Origin of the sequence: Klebsiella sp. CN_Kp066, assembly GCF_040065135.1 — a bacterium.
GTDB lineage: Bacteria > Pseudomonadota > Gammaproteobacteria > Enterobacterales > Enterobacteriaceae > Klebsiella > Klebsiella oxytoca.
This window is the reverse complement of record NZ_JBEAIU010000055.1, coordinates 99,299-115,386: the sequence shown is the minus strand read 5'-3', so window position 1 is coordinate 115,386 and position 16,088 is coordinate 99,299. Positions and strand designations below refer to the sequence as shown.

Genomic DNA, 16,088 nt, shown 5'->3' with positions numbered 1-16,088 from the left:
TGTACAAATGAGTTCTCTGTATCAGTCCATGATTGCCGTGATCGAGCAATCAATTACCCCGCTGGCAGGACGCCTTGGGCAGCAGAAATACGTTATCGCGATTCGCGATGGTTTCACTGCCGCATTGCCGTTTATGATCATCGGCTCATTCATGCTGGTATTTATCTTTCCGCCTTTTTCGCCGGATACCACTAACGGTTTCGCCCGCGGCTGGCTGGACTTCTCCCAGCAGTATCGCGAACAGCTGATGCTGCCGTTTAACCTCAGCATGGGCGTGATGACGTTCTTTATTTCGGTGGGAATCGGCGCCAGCCTGGGACGCCAGTTCCAGCTCGATCCGGTGATGTCCGGTCTGCTGGCGTTTATGGCTTTCTTACTGGTTGCCGCGCCGTATGCCGACGGCAAAATCTCCACCCAGTATCTCTCTGGTCAGGGTATTTTCACCGCTTTGATCACCGCTATCTACTCTACCCGCGTTTACGCCTGGCTGAAGCAGAACAACATTACGATTCGTCTGCCGAAAGAGGTGCCGACCGGCGTCGCGCGCTCGTTCGAAATCCTTATCCCGGTGCTGGTGGTGATCGCGACACTGCATCCGCTGAATCTGTTTATCGAAGCGCAGACCGGTATGATTCTGCCGCAGGCGATTATGCACCTGCTGGAGCCGCTGGTTTCCGCCTCTGACTCTCTGCCGGCGATACTGCTGTCGGTGCTGATGTGTCAGATTTTCTGGTTCGCCGGGATCCACGGCTCGCTGATCGTGACCGGCATTATGAACCCCTTCTGGATGGCCAACCTGTCGGCGAACCAGGCAGCGCTGGCGGCCGGCGCGGCTCTGCCCCATGTCTATCTGCAGGGTTTCTGGGACCACTATCTGCTGATTGGCGGCGTCGGCTCCACGCTTCCGCTGGCCTTCCTGCTGCTGCGTAGCCGCGTAGCTCACCTGCGCACCATTGGCAAAATGGGTATCGTTCCGAGCTTCTTTAATATCAATGAACCGATTCTGTTCGGCGCGCCGATAATCATGAACCCGATGATGTTTATCCCGTTCGTCTTTGTCCCGATGATTAACGCCGTTCTGGCTTACGGTGCGACGCGCCTCGGCTGGCTCAGCCAGGTCGTTTCGCTGACCCCGTGGACGACCCCGGCCCCTATCGGTGCATCCTGGGCTGCAAACTGGACGCTAAGCCCGGTGGTGATGTGCTTAATTTGCATGGTGATGTCAGCGGTAATTTATCTGCCATTCCTCCGCGCCTATGAACGCTCATTAATGAAAACTGAAGTCGAAAAAGCCAAAGCTGCGGTGCCGGTTGCCGAAACGGTCAGCCAATAATTAACTCATATATTTAATAGCATATTTATCATGACGGCATAAATAATGTGGAAAAGGGATTTTCACTGCATTATTTAAATAATAAGGTTAATGACCTCAGGAACTATTATGATTGAACTAGAAGATGCGGTAATGGAAATTATCGTTAATGCGGGACAGTCACGCTCATTATGTTTTGAAGCGCTGCATTGTGCCCGTAGCGGTAATATAGATGAAGCGCGCTTGCTGCTGAATGAAGCCGATGGCTACGCCCGTCGGGCGCACCAGATGCAAACCCAGCTTATCGCGCAGGATGCGGGCCAAGCGCGCCAGCCGATGACCCTCATTATGGTGCATGCTCAGGACCATCTGATGAATTCGCTGCTCGCGCGTGAATTTTCAGAAGAGCTTATTCATTTATACCAGCGTTAATTTATATCAATATTTAGCAACTGTACCCGGAATAAATAAACCAGCTTATCCTGGCGGGATAGCTATTATCTAAATATATAAATTACTAAAAGCGAGATAATGATGAAAACTGTAAAAATACTGCCATTAACCATGGCGGTCGTCGCCGCGCTGTGCCCAGTTTCCGTATTTGCACAAGAGTTTACTCAGGAACAGATCGACGCCATTGTCGCCAAAGCCGTCGATAAAGCCCTGGCCGAACGCCAGGCGAAAATCGATGCCGCCGCCGATAAAAAAGTGGATGTCATTACCAACCCGCAGACCACCGCAGCCACGCCGGATATGGCGATCCCCTTCGGCCTGAAGTTCAGCGGCTACGCCCGCTACGGCGCGCAGTTCCAGACCGGCGATCAGAAGTTTGTCGGCGTGGATGGTTCCTATAACGGCGCCTCCGCGATCGGTCGTTTAGGCAACGAAGGCAACGGCGGCGAATTTCAGATAACCAAAGCCTTTAAGAGCAGTAAAGGCGCGATCTGGGATATCAACGTCATGTTTGACCACTGGAGCGACGAAGTTAACCTGAAAAAAGCCTACGTCGGCGTTACCAACGTGCTGGAGTCTAACCCCAACGCCTATATCTGGGCCGGCCGCGACTTCCATCAGCGCCCGCAACAGGGGATTAACGACTACTTCTGGATGAACCACGACGGCCAGGGCGCCGGGGTGAAAAACTTTGACATCGGCGGCGTACAGTTTGACGTGGCGGCGGTGTCGCAGGTGGAATCCTGTAGCCCGGAAGTGATGGCCGACGAAGCGAACCCGTCGCGCATCACCTGTACCGGCGGCTCCGGAACCGGCGATGATGGCCACTATGCGCTGACCACTAAAACCCATAATCTTAAAGCCGGACCGATCGACGTTGAGGTTTACGCCAACTACGGTTTCGATTCGAAAGCGGTAGACAGCGACGAGCGTCTCGAAGCCTGGCAGGGCGGGCTGGTGCTGAGCCACACCAACGACAGCGGCGTCAATAAAGTGATTCTGCGCTACTCCGACAACTCGGATAACAGCGTCTATAACAAGACCGACGATCTCACCGCTATCTATGCCAGCTTTGAAGGGCTGCATAAATTCACCCAGCAGGCGCAGATCGAATATCTGCTGGCCTTCCACGACTATGACAACGGTACAGACAATACCGACAATCGTAAAAACTACGGCGCCATTGTCCGTCCAATGTACTTCTGGAACGATGTCCACTCCACCTGGCTGGAAGCGGGCTATCAGCGCGTCGATTACGACCAGGGCGGCGATAACCACGGCTGGAAGCTGACGCTGTCGCAGAATATCGCCATCGGTATGGGGCCGGAGTTCCGCCCGATGCTGCGCTTCTACGTAACCGGCGGTCAGGTAGATAACAAGCGCACCGCAAAGGTCAACGGCACCAAAGACGAACAGCTGGATTCGCTGAACGTTGGCGGCATGTTTGAAGCGTGGTTCTAAGCTTGTGAAGCCGTCCCGGATGGCGGCTGTCGCCTTATCCGGGCTACCGTACCGCAGACAACGGTGAACCTGTAGTCCGGCTAAGCGCAGCGCGAGCCGGGAAGAAGCCGCATCGATATATTTATCCCGGCGTATTCCCCGGGTGGCGGCGTAACGCCTTACCCGGGCTTCCCTACCGAGCAACGGTGAATCCGTCGCCCGATGTGATGATTACCTCTGGCTCATCCGGCGGGCAATGCGCTCAAGCTTAATCATCAGCAGCAGCGTGATGCCCACCAGCACGATGGTCAGCGCCGAACCATCGGCAATATTGCCGCGATCGGTGAGGCTGAAAATCGTCACCGGCAGCGTCGTCCAGCCCGGCGGATAGATCATTACCGTCGCGCCCAGCTCCCCCATCGACAGCGACAGGCTCAGCGCCAGCGCGGAGATCATCCACGGAGCCATGAGCGGCAGCGTGACATGGCGCAGGCGATACCACGGCGATGCCCCGAGGCTGGAGGCGACGCTTTCAATATCGGCGGAAATCCGCGTCAGACCGGTGGAGACGTTGCTGAAGGTAAACGCAGAAATCAGCACGAAGTGCGCCGCCAGCACGATCCAGAAAGTACCGTTCATTTGTAGCGGCCCCTGGCTGAAAGCCACCAGAATGCCTAAACCCACCGATACCGAAGGAATGGCGCTCGGTAAATAGAACGCCAGCCCAAGATATTTTTGCAGCTTCGCGCCGTACTGGCGCAGAGCCAGCGCAGCCCACGTGCCGCACAGCAGAGCGAACAGGCTGGCGCAAAATCCAACCATCAGGCTGGAAAAGAGCGCATCCCACGCAGCCCCGCGAAAGGCGTTCACAAAGTGCCCAAGGGTAAAACCGGACGGCAGCAGGCCGTTCCACTGCTGGCTCAAGCTGGACATCAAAATCACCGCCAGCGGCAGGAAGAAGAATCCGGCAAACAGCGTTGCCGCCAGCGCGCCCGCCGCCGCGCGGCCTTTACGCGACCAAATCAACATCGTTAGCTCCTCACGCCGGTACGCGCGGCGGCCAGGCGATAGATTATAAACAGTCCCAGCGACAGCAGAATATTTATCAGGGCAATCATGCAGGCCTGGCTGTAATCCGATTCGAGAATAGCCTTGCTGTACACCATCATCGGCAGCGTATTCACGCCTTTGGCGCCGATAAACAGTACGATGCCGAACTCGTTAGTCGTCAGCAGCAGGCACAGGCTACCGCCCGCCATCAGCGCCGGCAGCGCCGCCGGGAAAATCACCTGGCCGATAACCCGCAGCGGATGCGCGCCGAGAATACTCGCCGCCTCTAGCTGGCTTTTATCAATCTGCCGCAACCCGGCCATCAGCGGACGCATCACCAGAGGCGTGAAAACGGTGATTTCCGCCAGAATCACGCCCTGAATGGAATAAAGAAAATCGATCGGCGGCAGTTCGAAAGACAATAGCGACATTAGCGCGCCGTTCAGCAAACCCGCGGAGCCGTAGATAAAAGTAAACGCCAGGGTAATGAGAAAGGTCGGCAGGGCAATAAAGGTATCAATCACCCGGCTGATCAACTGGCTGCCGGGAAAGGGAATAAACACCAGAATCAGCGCCAGGACGCTGCCGAGCAGCAGGCAGCCCAGGGTGGCGAAGATCGCGATTTGCATCGTATTGAGCAACGCGTTGATAAAGCGCCGGGATCCCACGACCTGCCAGAAGGTTTCAAGGCTCAGGTGACCGCTGGCATCACGTAGCGCCTGTTCGCCGATCAGCAGCAGCGGATAGAAAAACAGGGTCGCCAGCACCAGCAGCGGCGGCAGAAGCCACAGTAAGGGCCGCAGCTGAACAGAGCGACGCGGGAGCGTTAGGATCTGCGACATTATGACACCTCAATCAGGACCGCATCGTTGGGTTCAAAATAGAGCGCCAGCCTGTCGCCGGCCCGCGGCAGCGGATCCACGTGGGTCATCACAATGCGCACCGCCTCCCCGGCCACGTCGCATAGCAGGTGGGTCAAATCGCCCTGCCAGTGCACCGACTGCAGGGTAGCGTTAAGCCGGTTGCTGGTGGCCGTTCGCGGCGCGAGGCTCATATGCTGCGGACGAATACACAGCAACTTATTATTGCCGTGCTGACCGCCGCGGCTGAAAGCGGTAATCAATCCACCGCCGCAGCTGACGCTGACCAGGCCAGGCCCTGCGGTATCTTTCAGCGCCGTCGCCTGCAGGATATTGGCGCGTCCGAGAAACTCGGCGGTGAAACGATTAGGCGGATAGTGGTAAAGCTGATGGGTTTCGCCATGGGCAATGAGCGAGCCGTCTTTCATGATGCCAATCTTGTCCGCCAGGGTCAGGGCTTCGGTCTGATCGTGGGTAACGTAGAGAATTGTGAGTTCCGGCAGTTCGCGGTGCAGGCGGGCAATTTCCTCTACCATGTTGTGACGGATTTGCGCATCCAGCGCCGAGAGCGGCTCATCAAGCAGCAAGACCCGCGGACGTACGGCGATGGCGCGGGCAATCGCGACGCGCTGCTGCTGGCCGCCGGATAGCTGGTGCGGATAGCGGCTGGCGTAATCCGCCATGCCGACGATTTTCAGGGCGTCTTTGACGCGTGCAGCTATCTCCGTTTTCGGCTGCTTCTGCGCCCGCAGGCCGAAGGCGACGTTATCTTCTACCTTCATATGCGGAAACAGGGCGTAGTTTTGCACCACCATGCCAAGGCCGCGTTGATACGGCGGCAGGTGGGTGACATCCGTATCGCCCAGCAAAATCCGCCCGCCCGCCGGCTGTACAAATCCGGCTATCGCCCGCAGCACCGTGGTTTTTCCGGATCCGGATGGACCGATCAGCGCCAGCACTTCACCCGGTTCAATAGTTAAGGTCAGCGGCTTCAGCACCACGTTGCCGTGATAAGAAACGCGCAGCGAGTCGAGAGTGATCCCGGACGTTCCCGTCGACGACGGGGGATGAGCGACGGTTGTTTTCATTAACATCACGCTTACTCGCTGTCGGTGACTTGATGCCAGCGGGCAATATCCGCCGACAGTGAAGCCGCAACCTCGTCCCAGTTGGGTTCCCAGCTTTTCACGCCGTTAAGCGCCGCTTTCGCCGCTTTAAAGTTAGCGTCTTCCGGCGTCACGTCGCTGCGCGCCGGCAGCCCCCAGGAGAGCGCGCTAACGCTGGCCTGAGCGGGCTTATCGAGCAGGAAGTTAATCAGCTTTTTACCGTTTTCACCGTTCGGGCCGTTTTGCACCAGACCAATGGTATAGGGCAGCGCCAGCGCGCTGCGTTCGCCTTTAGCGTCTGCGGGCCAGAAGATTTGCACATGCGGATTACGCGCCATCTGCGACAGGTTCATTTGCAGATCGCCGTTAGCGACGTACAGCTCACCTTTATTGACCAGCGCGGTCAGCTTACCGGTAGAAGCCGATGGTCCGACGTTGTTGGTCTGGAGTTTACCCAGATAATCGAACCCCGCATCTTTGCTGCCCAGGCTGTGGAACGCCTGCAGCATGACCGCCGTACCGTCGCCCGCCTGTCCCGGCGTCGAGTACTGCAGCTTGTTCCTGAAACGGCTATCGAGCAGATCCTGCCAGCTGGCCGGCGCGGTTTTCAGCAGCCTGCTGTTATAGATAAAGGTCAGATAGTTGTTCACCAGCGGCGAGTAGCGGTCGTGGACGCCGGGGATCTGGTCGCTGCCCTGCGGCTTAAATTCGGCCAGTAATTGTTCTTTGGCGGCGCGCTGGATAAACGGCGGCACCGTCACCAGCACGTCCGCCTGCGGATTGGTGCGCTCTTTTGCCAGCCGTTCGACAATCGCTCCAGAGCCGCCTTCAACGTACTGCACTTTTATGCCCGTTGCCTTTGTAAAAGCGGCAAACTGGTTCTGATACCAGCTGTTGTCGCCGTCGTGCAGGCCGTCGGCGGAATAAACGGTGACAACGTCAGCGGACCACACCGGGGCGCTGGCGAGTACGGTAACGGTTAACAGAGCAAGTCGGGAGAGTTTCATCGTATCAGCCTCTTCGGATGGTGATCTTTATGGTCTATACCAGATTGACGTTCACGCTACCGGGGCTTTATGACAAAACGATGAATGAAGTGTGGCGAAAGGATTAAACGGAGGGAGATATACCGCTCCCGGAGGCGGCGCTTGACGCGCCTGTCCGGGCTACCCGTCCGCAGACGGCGGTGAACCCGTAGCCCGGTCAGCGCAGCGCCACCGGGACGCTCGGCTCTGAAACATTCAATACCGAGTCCTATCCCGGAGGCGGCGCTTGACGCGCCTGTCCGGGCCACCCGTCCGCAGACGGCGGTGAACCCGTAGCCCGGGTAAGGCGCCAGCCGCAACCCGGGGAAAATGCTCGGACAGGACCCATAAAATCAATGGGTATCGACTTCGATGCGCAGGCTGTCGTGACGCCAGTACTCGATATCGTAATCGAGAATTCGCCCGTGTTGATCGTAGTTGAGCCGGCGCAGCAGCAGCGCCGGACGCCCTTCCATCACCCCCAGAGCCTCGGCGGCCTGCGGCGGCATCGAGGTGGGCCAGAACGACAGATGCATACTGGTATATATCAGGTCATAGCGGGTCTGATAAATCTCGGTCAGGCTGCCGTTTAAATCATGGCGCAGCAGCTCGGGAACCCTGGCGGGCAGACAGTGGTTTTCACAGTAGCAAATCGCCCGCCCGTCGGCATAACGCAGACGGGTGAGCAGGTAAACCTGATCGAATGGCTGCAGCGCCAGCGGCGCCATAACGTCCAGCGGAACGGCGGTTAAACGCCCATCCAGCAGCACCGTTTTCGGCTCCCGCCCCTGCTCCAGGCACAGCTTATGGAAGTTGGTATTTTGCGTCGGATCCAGCCAAAGCCGCTCCGGCGTGACAAACCAGCCGCGGCGGTCGGCGCGATAAATCACGCCGCTGGCCTCAAGCTGCGCCAGGCTCTCGCGCACCGTAATACGCGTGGTATTGAACAGCGCGCACAGCTCACGCTCGGAAGGCAGTTTATCGCCGCTCTTCAACGCGCCGTTTTGAATACGCGCCTGTAGCTGTGCCTTGATCAGCAGATACTGTGGCGTCTCGCCAGAGGGTGATTTCATGTTCGCTCGCGGCCAAATTTGATGCGCTCATTATACATAACCAGATGAATTTTTTGTTGCAGCGCCACTTTCCCTTTGACCTTTTCCGCAGACGATCGCCATTATAAAAAGTATCTGGTATAGACCAAATGGTGAAATAGATGAATTCACGCAATTATCTGCTGCTGACCCCCGGCCCACTGACCACTTCCCGTACGGTAAAAGAGGCGATGCTGTTCGACAGCTGTACCTGGGACGATGACTACAATCTCGGCGTGGTTCAGGCCATCCGCCAACGGCTGGTGGAACTGGCGACGCCCGCCGACGGCTACACTTCAGTACTGCTGCAAGGCAGCGGTAGCTACGCGGTTGAGGCAGTGCTCGGCAGCGCGATCGGCGTGCAGGACAAGATTTTGATTATCAGCAATGGCGCCTACGGCGCGCGCATAATCGAGATGGCGAAACTGTTGAACATTGCGCACCACCCTTACGACTGCGGTGAAGTCGCGCGACCGGACGCTGCAGCGATCGAACGGATCCTGCAAACCGACCCGGCGATCACCCATATCGCTATGGTCCATTGCGAAACGACAACCGGTATGCTCAACCCGATCGAAGCGGTGGCGGCGCTGGCAAAACGGTACGACAAACGCTACATCGTCGATGCCATGAGCAGCTTCGGCGGCATTCCCATGGACGTCGCCGCGCTGAACATTGACTATCTGATCAGCTCCGCCAACAAATGCATACAGGGGGTGCCGGGCTTCGCCTTCGTCATTGCCCGGGAAGCGGAACTGGCAAACTGTCAGGGCCGCTCGCGCTCGCTGTCGCTGGATCTCTACGCCCAGTGGCGCTGCATGGAGGATAACCACGGCAAGTGGCGCTTTACTTCACCAACTCATACCGTGCTGGCCTTTGCCCAGGCGTTAAAAGAACTGGCGGAAGAAGGCGGCGTGAGCGCACGTCTCCAGCGATACTGCGCTAACCAGCAGCGTCTGGTGGCCGGAATGCGCGCATTAGGCTTTCAGCCGCTGCTCGACGATAGCCTGCACTCGCCGATCATCACCGCGTTTTACTCCCCGGATGCGCCGCAGTATCGCTTTAAGGATTTCTATCAGCGGCTTAAAGAGCAGGGTTTCGTGATCTATCCGGGCAAGGTGTCGCAAAGCGACTGCTTCCGTATCGGCAACATCGGCGAAGTGTACGACGCCGACATCACCGCCCTGCTGGCGGCCATCAAAAACGCCATGTACTGGCAATGCTAAGGAACCGTCATGAACCGTATTAACGCCGTTATTCTTGATTGGGCAGGCACCACCGTCGACTTTGGCTCCTTCGCGCCGACGCAGATTTTCGTTGAGGCCTTCCGTCAGGCTTTTGCCGTGGAGATTACGCTCGAAGAAGCCAGGGTGCCGATGGGTCTCGGCAAATGGCAGCATATTGAAGCGCTGGGGAAACTGCCCGCCGTGGACGCCCGCTGGCAGGCGAAGTTTGGCCGGGCGATGAACGCTGCCGATATCGACGCGATCTATGCCGCGTTTATGCCGCTGCAGATTGCCAAAGTCGTCGATTTTTCTGCGCCAATCGCCGGGGTTGTCGACACCATTGCCGCGCTGCGCGCCGAAGGCATAAAAATTGGCTCCTGTTCCGGCTATCCGCGTCCGGTGATGGAAAAGCTGGCGCCGGCCGCCGCCGCGCAGGGCTATGCGCCTGACCACTGGGTGGCGACGGACGACCTCGCCGTCGGAGGACGGCCAGGCCCGTGGATGGCGTTACAGAACGTCATTGTCCTCGGCATCGACGCGGTAGCCCACTGCGTCAAGGTTGATGATTCCGCTCCCGGCATTACCGAAGGATTAAACGCCGGGATGTGGAGCGTGGGTCTGGCGGTTTCCGGTAACGAATTCGGCGCCAGCTGGGAGGAATATCAGCAGATGAGCGCCGAAGAGATCGCCGCCCGCCGCGAGCACGCCACCGGGAAGCTGTCCGCCGCCGGGGCGCATTACGTCGTGGATACGCTGGCGGATTTACCGGGCGTCATTGCCGACATCAACCGTCGCCTGGCGCAGGGCGAACGCCCGTAGATTTATTGACGGTTCGCCTGACTGCGGCCGATTACACCCGTACTTTCGTCGCCACCAGTACACCGGTGAGCAGCATTAATGTACCGGAGAGGACCAGCGGCGAGAGCAGACCAAGGTGGTCCAGCGCCACGCCGCCCACCGCTGCGCCGCAGGTATTGGCCAGTTGGATCACCGCCACCTGAATCGACCCGGCTTTCTCCGCCTGATCGGACAGGGAACGGGTGATCCACGTTGACCAGCCAACCGGCACCAGCGCGAAGGCAAAACCCCAGATAACGGCCACCGCCGACGCCACGATTTTACTCTCCCCCCACAGCACCAGCACCGCCGCGCTGATGGCCAGCACCACCGGGGCAACCGCCAGCGCCGCTTTCACCGATCGCTTGAGCAGCATCGAAGAGAGCGAGGTGCCGACGAAGCTGGCGATGCCGAAGCTCAACAGCACCAGCGTCAGGCCGTCAACGTCAAAGCCCGCCAGCGTCATATACACCGGACGAATATAGGTAAAGAAGGCGAACTGGCCGGCGAAGGCCATAAAGATGGCGCACATCCCGGCCATTACGCCGGGGCGCTTTAACAGGCCAAACATATTTTGCTGCGCCGAGGTCGACTCGCCAGGCAAAGAGGGCAGCGCCTTCAACACCCAAATCGTACAGACCACGCCCATCACCGCGGCGGCGTTAAAGACGTTACGCCAGCCGATAATCCCGCCGAGGAAGCTGCCGAGCGGCGCGGCGATCACCAGCGCTATCGATACCGCGCCGAAAATGACCGACAGCGCTTTGGGCACCACGCGCATCGGCACCAGTCGCATGGTGAGCGACGCCGACATCGCCCAAAAACCGCCCAGCGCCAGCCCCAGGCAGGCGCGCCCCACCAGAAGCAAGGAGAAACTGTTGGCAAAGGAGACCAGCAGACAAGAGACGGTCAGCAGGACGGAAAACAGAATCACCACGTAGCGACGATCGGTACTGCGGATGATCGAGGTGATAAACAGGCTGGCAAACATCGCCACAAACGCGGTGGTGGTGACCGACTGCCCGGCAACGCCTTCTGAGATGCCCAAATCCTGCGCCATCGGCGTAAGCAGGCTTACCGGCAGGAACTCAACGGTAATCAGGCAGGCAACGCAGAAGGCCACCGCAAAAACCGCCGACCAGTTGGGTCGCGCCGCCTGATTAGCCTGCGGCGCAGAGGCATTCGAAGGAGTCATAAGTTACCTGCATGGTTGAATACGGAGGAGCCGCGCAGTGTAACATTTAAAATGTGACGAATTTAACGTTTTGACAACTTTTCAGGCTTTGCAAAGTACCTGCGTAGCTGCTCGCATAACCGGAAAATCACGTTTTTAGGTATTCCGTAACAGTAAGAGGAAGAAATAACATAGCACTTGGTGCTATATTTATGGTTACAGGATGTCAGCCAATGCGTATTTTTAAAACAAAATGGTTTACCAGGGAAGCCCGGGCTCATGCGATTGATGACGACGAACTTTGCAAAGCGATTGAAGCCACTCTCCAGGGAAAAGTAGATAACCTTGGTGGCGGCGTTTACAAAAAACGCCTTAATAAAAATCGCGATCGCGCAATCATCCTGGCAAAGGGTGCTGAGCATTGGTTTTACACATTTTTATACGCCAAACAGGATATCGCCAATATCGATAACCGAGAACTCGCGGCGTTCCGTGAGTTAGCCAGGCATTATTCCCTTCTCAGCGAGGAGAAAATGGCGGCATTGGTTAAGAGAAAAGAATTGGTGGAGATTTGTCATGACTGCAAAAACTAAATTCAAAAGCCCCGCCTTTGAAGCTATCCATAGCGCTGCCGCAGGTTTATACAGTGTTGATGCGATCGCGCAGGAGACGATGCGCAGCTTTGATGAAACATGCATCAGCCGCGTAAGCGATTTCCAACCTGGTGAAATTAAGGCTCTACGTGACCAACTCAACGTCAGTCAGCCGGTTTTTGCCCGCTATCTGAACACCAGCGTGTCCACGGTCCAAAAATGGGAAAGTGGGGCAAAACGCCCCGGTAGGCTGGCATTGAAATTACTCAATATCGTGCAAAAACATGGGTTAGAAGTGCTGGCATGATGCCACTTTGAGGTGATGACTTTTGCATAGTTGGTCTCGTCAGGAAGAGTTTTAACGAAGCCAACAGTGCACAGGGAAGCGCTATCAGTGTAGCCAGTGGACCCCATCTTCGGGTAAAAACAGCGTGTTATAGCGCTCCTGTAAAGCGTGCAGCTCGCTCACTTCCGGCTCCAGCTCGCGAAGGAAACCTTGCGCGAGGCGAATTTGCGCTTCGGTAATTGGCGCCGCAAGGCGGGCCTTTTTCATCAACCGATACCAGTAATGCAGGTTCTGCTCGCTGCCGTCGACGATAGCAGTCTGCCAAATCAGCAGCACCTGAGCGGCATTTTGCAAATGCGCTTCATTCGGCCGTTCCAGGTAGCGCAGATACTCGTTACCGGCCGTTTTTCCCAGCTGATCGATCATCGATTCCAGCGGTACCGGCGTAATGCCTAACCGTTCGCTCAGACGGCGAATCGCACGGCGTGAATCAGAGGTAAGCACCCGAAATCCCACAACAAATACCACTATCAGCGTGGCCATTCCTAACCAGATCATGCATCCTCTCATTCAATCGCAGCACCACTATCATAATGGGAAATTGCCCGCTGTCGACTGTCGGTGGTACCAGAATGTGACTTATCGCGACCTCGTCTCGCTATCATCAAACCGCCCGGCAAGAGGTATAAAAAAGCCCGGCGCAAAGGCCGGGCAAGAGGTATAAAAAAGCCCGGCGCAAAGGCCGGGCAACGTGACTCACACCCAATGACTCAGGCAGTCTGCAAAGTTTGTGTCTTTTTCTGACGGCGGATTTTACGTTCTTCAAACACCGCAACGATGGCCATCAGGCAGATGCAGCCAATTGCCGCCGCATCCAGCGCCGCAAAGGTCCCCGCCCAGCCGGTGAGGCCAAAAATCGGCGTTCCATCGGCGATCATCCCGAGGCCGAGCTTGGCGAAGCTATCGCCGATCAGATAGGCAAAGGTGCCCTTGATCCCGTCGGCTGCGCCAATCGCTTTTTTCGGCACAAAGCCTACTGCGGCAACGCCGATCAGCAGCTGCGGGCCAAAAACCAGGAAACCCAGCGCAAACAGCGATGCGAGATAAACGTACTGGTTACTGGCGTGCTGATAAACCCCAAGGGTGGCGATAATCAGCGCCAGCGCAATGCAGGCTACCAGCGCCCGACGACCGTTTGCCAGATCCGACAGCCAGCCCCATAGCAGCGTGCCGACCAGCGCGCCTACTTCAAAAAGGGTAAAGCCCTGAATCGCCACTTCTTTGGAGAGCTTCAGCTCCTGGAAAGCGTAAACAGTGGACCACTGGTCAATGCCGATGCGCACCACGTACAGAAAGATGTTGGAGAAACACAGCAGCCAGATGACTTTGTTCTTCAGCACGTACTCGACAAAGATCTGCCATTTGGTCATGGCGTTCTCTTCCGTCTCTTTATCCTCTTCGCTGATCTCTTCGCCAAACAGCTCTTCGGCGTTACCGAGACCGTAAGATTCCGGGGAGTCGCTGCCGAAGCGCAGGCCGATAAAACCGACGATTAGCGCAATAATCGACGGGAAGATAAACATCCCGATCACGTGGCCGTCGAACAGGTAGTTCGCGCCAAACAGCGCCACGCCCGCGGCGCCGGCGCCGCCGAGGTTGTGAGAGATATTCCAGAAGCCGAGGAAGGTGCCGCGTTTACGGCGGGGCGTCCACTTGGTAATGGTCGAATAGCTGCACGACCCACCGGTGCTCTGGAAAAAGCCGCTCAGGGCGTAGAAGGCGATCATCAGGAACAGGCTGGTCGACCCCGCACCCATGCTGGCGCTGAAGCCGAGCATACAAATGGCCGAGAGGATCAGCATAAACGGCAGGAACTGCTTGGTGTTCTTACCGTCTGCGTAGTAAGAAACCAGCGTTTTACCCACGCCGTAGGTGATAGAGAACCCGAGGCCGATCATCCCCAGCTGCGTCATGCTCAACCCGTAGGTGGAGATCATGTCGTTCTGCGCGATATTAAAGTTTTTGCGGATCAGGTACATGGTCAGATAGCCGATGAAAACCACCAGATACGACTGCATGAACGGTTTGAACCACATTTTGCGCCGCGCTTCGAGCGGCAGGTCCAGGGTAGGCTTGCGCACCTGGTTTAAGAAGGCCAGCATGATTGAGTGACTCCTGAGCTGATTTACTACCTGCGAATAGCAGGCATTGTAAAAATCAGCCGGAAGACCCGCCTGAGACAGCGTCCAGGCGAAACCGGGAAAATTTCTTAGTTTTACGCCATTCGGCGGAGAAAGGTGAGGCAGATCACGCTTCTCGCGGCGCCTGGGCATTTAGAAACGGCAGCAGCAGCAGAGCGGAGATGCCGGCAGCAATGGCGATGACCACGAAAAAACCGCTCCAGTGCCAGATCTCCATGACCTGCGCCAGCGGCCAGCCGGAGAGCGACGCGCCAAGATAGGCAAACAGCCCGACAAAGCCGGTTGCCGCCCCCGCCGCCTCTTTGTGCGAGCACTCCGCCGCCGCCATGCCAATCAGCATCTGCGGGCCAAAAACGAAAAAGCCGGCGGTAAAGAAACAGGCCGCCTGCATCACGTAGCTGGCGAATGGCATCAGCCACAGGCCGCCGACCGACAGCAAAATCCCGGCGGCGAAAATCAGGTTCATCGGCCCGCGATTGCCGTTAAACAGCTTATCCGAGCCCCAGCCCGCCACCAGCGCGCCGATAAAACCGCCTACCTCGAACATGGTAACCGCAGAATTCGCCGTGACCAGATCGACGCCGAGCGTTTCCGACATATAGAGATTGCCCCAGTCGTTAATCGCTGCGCGCACTACATATACCAGCACGTAGCACAGCGAGAGCAGCCAGATATAGGGATTCAACAGCACGTATTTAGTGAGGATCTCTTTGCGGGTCAGCCCTACCCCTTCCTGCTGCTGGGCAATCTCCAGTTCATCGTGACGCCAGTCGCCTACTGCGGGCAGCCCTACCGCCTGCGGCCGGTCGCGCAGCCGCCAGCAGAGAAACAGCCCGGCGAGGATCGCCAGCATGCCGGCAATCATCATTCCCGTTCGCCAGCCGTAGTGCAGCGCCGCCGCGCCAACCACCATCGGGATCAGCGCCCCGCCGACGTTATGCGCCGTGTTCCACAACGCCCACCAGCCGCCGCGTTCGGTACGCGAATACCAGGCCGTCAGCAGACGCGCGCACACCGGCGACCCCCAGCCCTGGAAGAAGGCGTTCAGGGCCCACAGCAGCGCGAAGGCCCACAGCGAAGTGGAAAAGCCAAACAGGATATTCACTACGCCGGTGGCGACCAGACCAATCCCCATAAAATAGCGAGCATCAGAGCGGTCGCTGACGATACCGGAGAAAAACTTCGATAGCCCGTAGGTGATGTAGAACAGCGTTGCCAGCAGACCGATATCGCTACGCGTCAGTACGTTGCTGGCGAGGATTTCAGGCACGGCGGCATTAAAGCTTTTACGCGTAAAATAAAACAGCGCATAGCCCAGCCAGATGGTCAGCAGAATATGTCGACGCCAGTAGCGGTAGCGCTCGTCCAGCGCCTGTTTATCGGTAATCGGCGGAGCATCGGGCGGAGATTTCAAAAAGGCAAACATCGTCGTTC

16 protein-coding genes are annotated in these 16,088 nt (G+C 57.3%); 7 read left to right on the top strand and 9 right to left on the bottom strand.

Going from position 1 to position 16,088, the window contains the following annotated elements:
* Positions 1-7 precede the first annotated feature (7 nt).
* The 3 genes from ABLV75_RS22605 to ABLV75_RS22595 all read left to right on the top strand — a co-directional run bounded on the left by ABLV75_RS22605 (position 8) and on the right by ABLV75_RS22595 (position 3,226).
* Positions 8-1,333, top strand: a complete 1,326-nt coding sequence (locus tag ABLV75_RS22605) for a PTS cellobiose transporter subunit IIC (RefSeq protein ID WP_004107062.1) — start codon at positions 8-10, stop codon at positions 1,331-1,333.
* Positions 1,334-1,441: 108 nt separating this feature from the next.
* Positions 1,442-1,744, top strand: coding sequence for a PTS lactose/cellobiose transporter subunit IIA (locus tag ABLV75_RS22600; protein WP_004107064.1), 303 nt, complete (start codon positions 1,442-1,444; stop codon positions 1,742-1,744).
* 102 nt (positions 1,745-1,846) lie between these two features.
* Positions 1,847-3,226: a carbohydrate porin gene (locus ABLV75_RS22595; protein WP_004107068.1), complete on the top strand. Its 1,380-nt coding sequence runs from the start codon at positions 1,847-1,849 to the stop codon at positions 3,224-3,226.
* Positions 3,227-3,436: 210 nt separating this feature from the next.
* Here ABLV75_RS22595 and phnV read toward each other — a convergent pair whose 3' ends face one another.
* From phnV to phnR, 5 genes are all read right to left on the bottom strand, one after another.
* On the bottom strand, positions 3,437-4,234 hold the full coding sequence (gene phnV / locus ABLV75_RS22590; RefSeq protein WP_004107071.1) for a 2-aminoethylphosphonate ABC transport system, membrane component PhnV: 798 nt from the start codon (positions 4,232-4,234) through the stop codon (positions 3,437-3,439).
* A 2-nt stretch (positions 4,235-4,236) separates the two neighbouring features.
* Complete coding sequence (gene phnU, locus ABLV75_RS22585; protein WP_004107074.1) at positions 4,237-5,097, bottom strand: 2-aminoethylphosphonate ABC transporter permease subunit; 861 nt, start codon at positions 5,095-5,097, stop codon at positions 4,237-4,239.
* Positions 5,097-6,209 carry a 2-aminoethylphosphonate ABC transport system ATP-binding subunit PhnT gene (gene phnT / locus ABLV75_RS22580; RefSeq protein ID WP_004107077.1) on the bottom strand — a complete coding sequence of 371 codons (1,113 nt, stop codon included), beginning with the start codon at positions 6,207-6,209 and terminating at the stop codon, positions 5,097-5,099. The genes phnU and phnT overlap by 1 nt, the downstream gene beginning before the upstream one ends.
* Before the next feature lie 5 nt (positions 6,210-6,214).
* Positions 6,215-7,228, bottom strand: coding sequence for a 2-aminoethylphosphonate ABC transporter substrate-binding protein (gene phnS / locus ABLV75_RS22575; protein ID WP_004107080.1), 1,014 nt, complete (start codon positions 7,226-7,228; stop codon positions 6,215-6,217).
* Between the two features lie 371 nt (positions 7,229-7,599).
* Positions 7,600-8,319: a phosphonate utilization transcriptional regulator PhnR gene (gene phnR / locus ABLV75_RS22570; RefSeq protein WP_004107085.1), complete on the bottom strand. Its 720-nt coding sequence runs from the start codon at positions 8,317-8,319 to the stop codon at positions 7,600-7,602.
* A gap of 140 nt (positions 8,320-8,459) precedes the next feature.
* Here phnR and phnW point away from each other — a divergent pair, with 140 nt between their 5' ends.
* Complete coding sequence (phnW, locus tag ABLV75_RS22565; protein WP_004107088.1) at positions 8,460-9,563, top strand: 2-aminoethylphosphonate--pyruvate transaminase; 1,104 nt, start codon at positions 8,460-8,462, stop codon at positions 9,561-9,563.
* A 9-nt stretch (positions 9,564-9,572) separates the two neighbouring features.
* Positions 9,573-10,382 (top strand): phosphonoacetaldehyde hydrolase, encoded by an 810-nt coding sequence (gene phnX / locus ABLV75_RS22560; protein WP_004107089.1) that lies wholly within the window; start codon positions 9,573-9,575, stop codon positions 10,380-10,382.
* A gap of 31 nt (positions 10,383-10,413) precedes the next feature.
* Here the strand turns inward: phnX and nepI are convergent, their stop codons facing one another.
* Positions 10,414-11,595 (bottom strand): purine ribonucleoside efflux pump NepI, encoded by a 1,182-nt coding sequence (nepI, locus tag ABLV75_RS22555; protein WP_004107090.1) that lies wholly within the window; start codon positions 11,593-11,595, stop codon positions 10,414-10,416.
* Between the two features lie 212 nt (positions 11,596-11,807).
* Between nepI and ABLV75_RS22550 the strand changes: the two genes are divergently transcribed.
* Both ABLV75_RS22550 and ABLV75_RS22545 read left to right on the top strand, forming a co-directional pair.
* A complete protein-coding gene (locus ABLV75_RS22550) occupies positions 11,808-12,167 on the top strand; it encodes a type II toxin-antitoxin system RelE/ParE family toxin (RefSeq protein WP_004107091.1) in 360 nt (119 codons plus the stop codon).
* Positions 12,151-12,474, top strand: coding sequence for a DNA-binding transcriptional regulator (locus ABLV75_RS22545; RefSeq protein ID WP_004107092.1), 324 nt, complete (start codon positions 12,151-12,153; stop codon positions 12,472-12,474). Before ABLV75_RS22550 ends, ABLV75_RS22545 begins: the two co-directional genes overlap by 17 nt.
* An 84-nt stretch (positions 12,475-12,558) precedes the next feature.
* Here the strand turns inward: ABLV75_RS22545 and ABLV75_RS22540 are convergent, their stop codons facing one another.
* The 3 genes from ABLV75_RS22540 to ABLV75_RS22530 all read right to left on the bottom strand — a co-directional run bounded on the left by ABLV75_RS22540 (position 12,559) and on the right by ABLV75_RS22530 (position 16,080).
* Positions 12,559-13,011, bottom strand: a complete 453-nt coding sequence (locus ABLV75_RS22540; RefSeq protein WP_004107095.1) for a DUF1198 domain-containing protein — start codon at positions 13,009-13,011, stop codon at positions 12,559-12,561.
* A 212-nt stretch (positions 13,012-13,223) separates the two neighbouring features.
* Positions 13,224-14,615: a hexose-6-phosphate:phosphate antiporter gene (gene uhpT, locus ABLV75_RS22535; RefSeq protein ID WP_004107098.1), complete on the bottom strand. Its 1,392-nt coding sequence runs from the start codon at positions 14,613-14,615 to the stop codon at positions 13,224-13,226.
* 145 nt (positions 14,616-14,760) lie between these two features.
* Positions 14,761-16,080, bottom strand: a complete 1,320-nt coding sequence (locus ABLV75_RS22530) for an MFS transporter (protein ID WP_004107101.1) — start codon at positions 16,078-16,080, stop codon at positions 14,761-14,763.
* Between the last annotated feature and the right edge of the window lie 8 nt (positions 16,081-16,088).

Coding starts and splice junctions, on each gene's coding strand:
- ABLV75_RS22605 (WP_004107062.1), top strand. CDS start 8: ATGAGTTCTCTGTATCAGTCCATGATTGCCGTGATCGAGCAATCAATT.
- ABLV75_RS22600 (WP_004107064.1), top strand. CDS start 1,442: ATGATTGAACTAGAAGATGCGGTAATGGAAATTATCGTTAATGCGGGA.
- ABLV75_RS22595 (WP_004107068.1), top strand. CDS start 1,847: ATGAAAACTGTAAAAATACTGCCATTAACCATGGCGGTCGTCGCCGCG.
- phnV (WP_004107071.1), bottom strand. CDS start 4,234: ATGTTGATTTGGTCGCGTAAAGGCCGCGCGGCGGCGGGCGCGCTGGCG.
- phnU (WP_004107074.1), bottom strand. CDS start 5,097: ATGTCGCAGATCCTAACGCTCCCGCGTCGCTCTGTTCAGCTGCGGCCC.
- phnT (WP_004107077.1), bottom strand. CDS start 6,209: ATGTTAATGAAAACAACCGTCGCTCATCCCCCGTCGTCGACGGGAACG.
- phnS (WP_004107080.1), bottom strand. CDS start 7,228: ATGAAACTCTCCCGACTTGCTCTGTTAACCGTTACCGTACTCGCCAGC.
- phnR (WP_004107085.1), bottom strand. CDS start 8,319: ATGAAATCACCCTCTGGCGAGACGCCACAGTATCTGCTGATCAAGGCA.
- phnW (WP_004107088.1), top strand. CDS start 8,460: ATGAATTCACGCAATTATCTGCTGCTGACCCCCGGCCCACTGACCACT.
- phnX (WP_004107089.1), top strand. CDS start 9,573: ATGAACCGTATTAACGCCGTTATTCTTGATTGGGCAGGCACCACCGTC.
- nepI (WP_004107090.1), bottom strand. CDS start 11,595: ATGACTCCTTCGAATGCCTCTGCGCCGCAGGCTAATCAGGCGGCGCGA.
- ABLV75_RS22550 (WP_004107091.1), top strand. CDS start 11,808: ATGCGTATTTTTAAAACAAAATGGTTTACCAGGGAAGCCCGGGCTCAT.
- ABLV75_RS22545 (WP_004107092.1), top strand. CDS start 12,151: ATGACTGCAAAAACTAAATTCAAAAGCCCCGCCTTTGAAGCTATCCAT.
- ABLV75_RS22540 (WP_004107095.1), bottom strand. CDS start 13,011: ATGATCTGGTTAGGAATGGCCACGCTGATAGTGGTATTTGTTGTGGGA.
- uhpT (WP_004107098.1), bottom strand. CDS start 14,615: ATGCTGGCCTTCTTAAACCAGGTGCGCAAGCCTACCCTGGACCTGCCG.
- ABLV75_RS22530 (WP_004107101.1), bottom strand. CDS start 16,080: ATGTTTGCCTTTTTGAAATCTCCGCCCGATGCTCCGCCGATTACCGAT.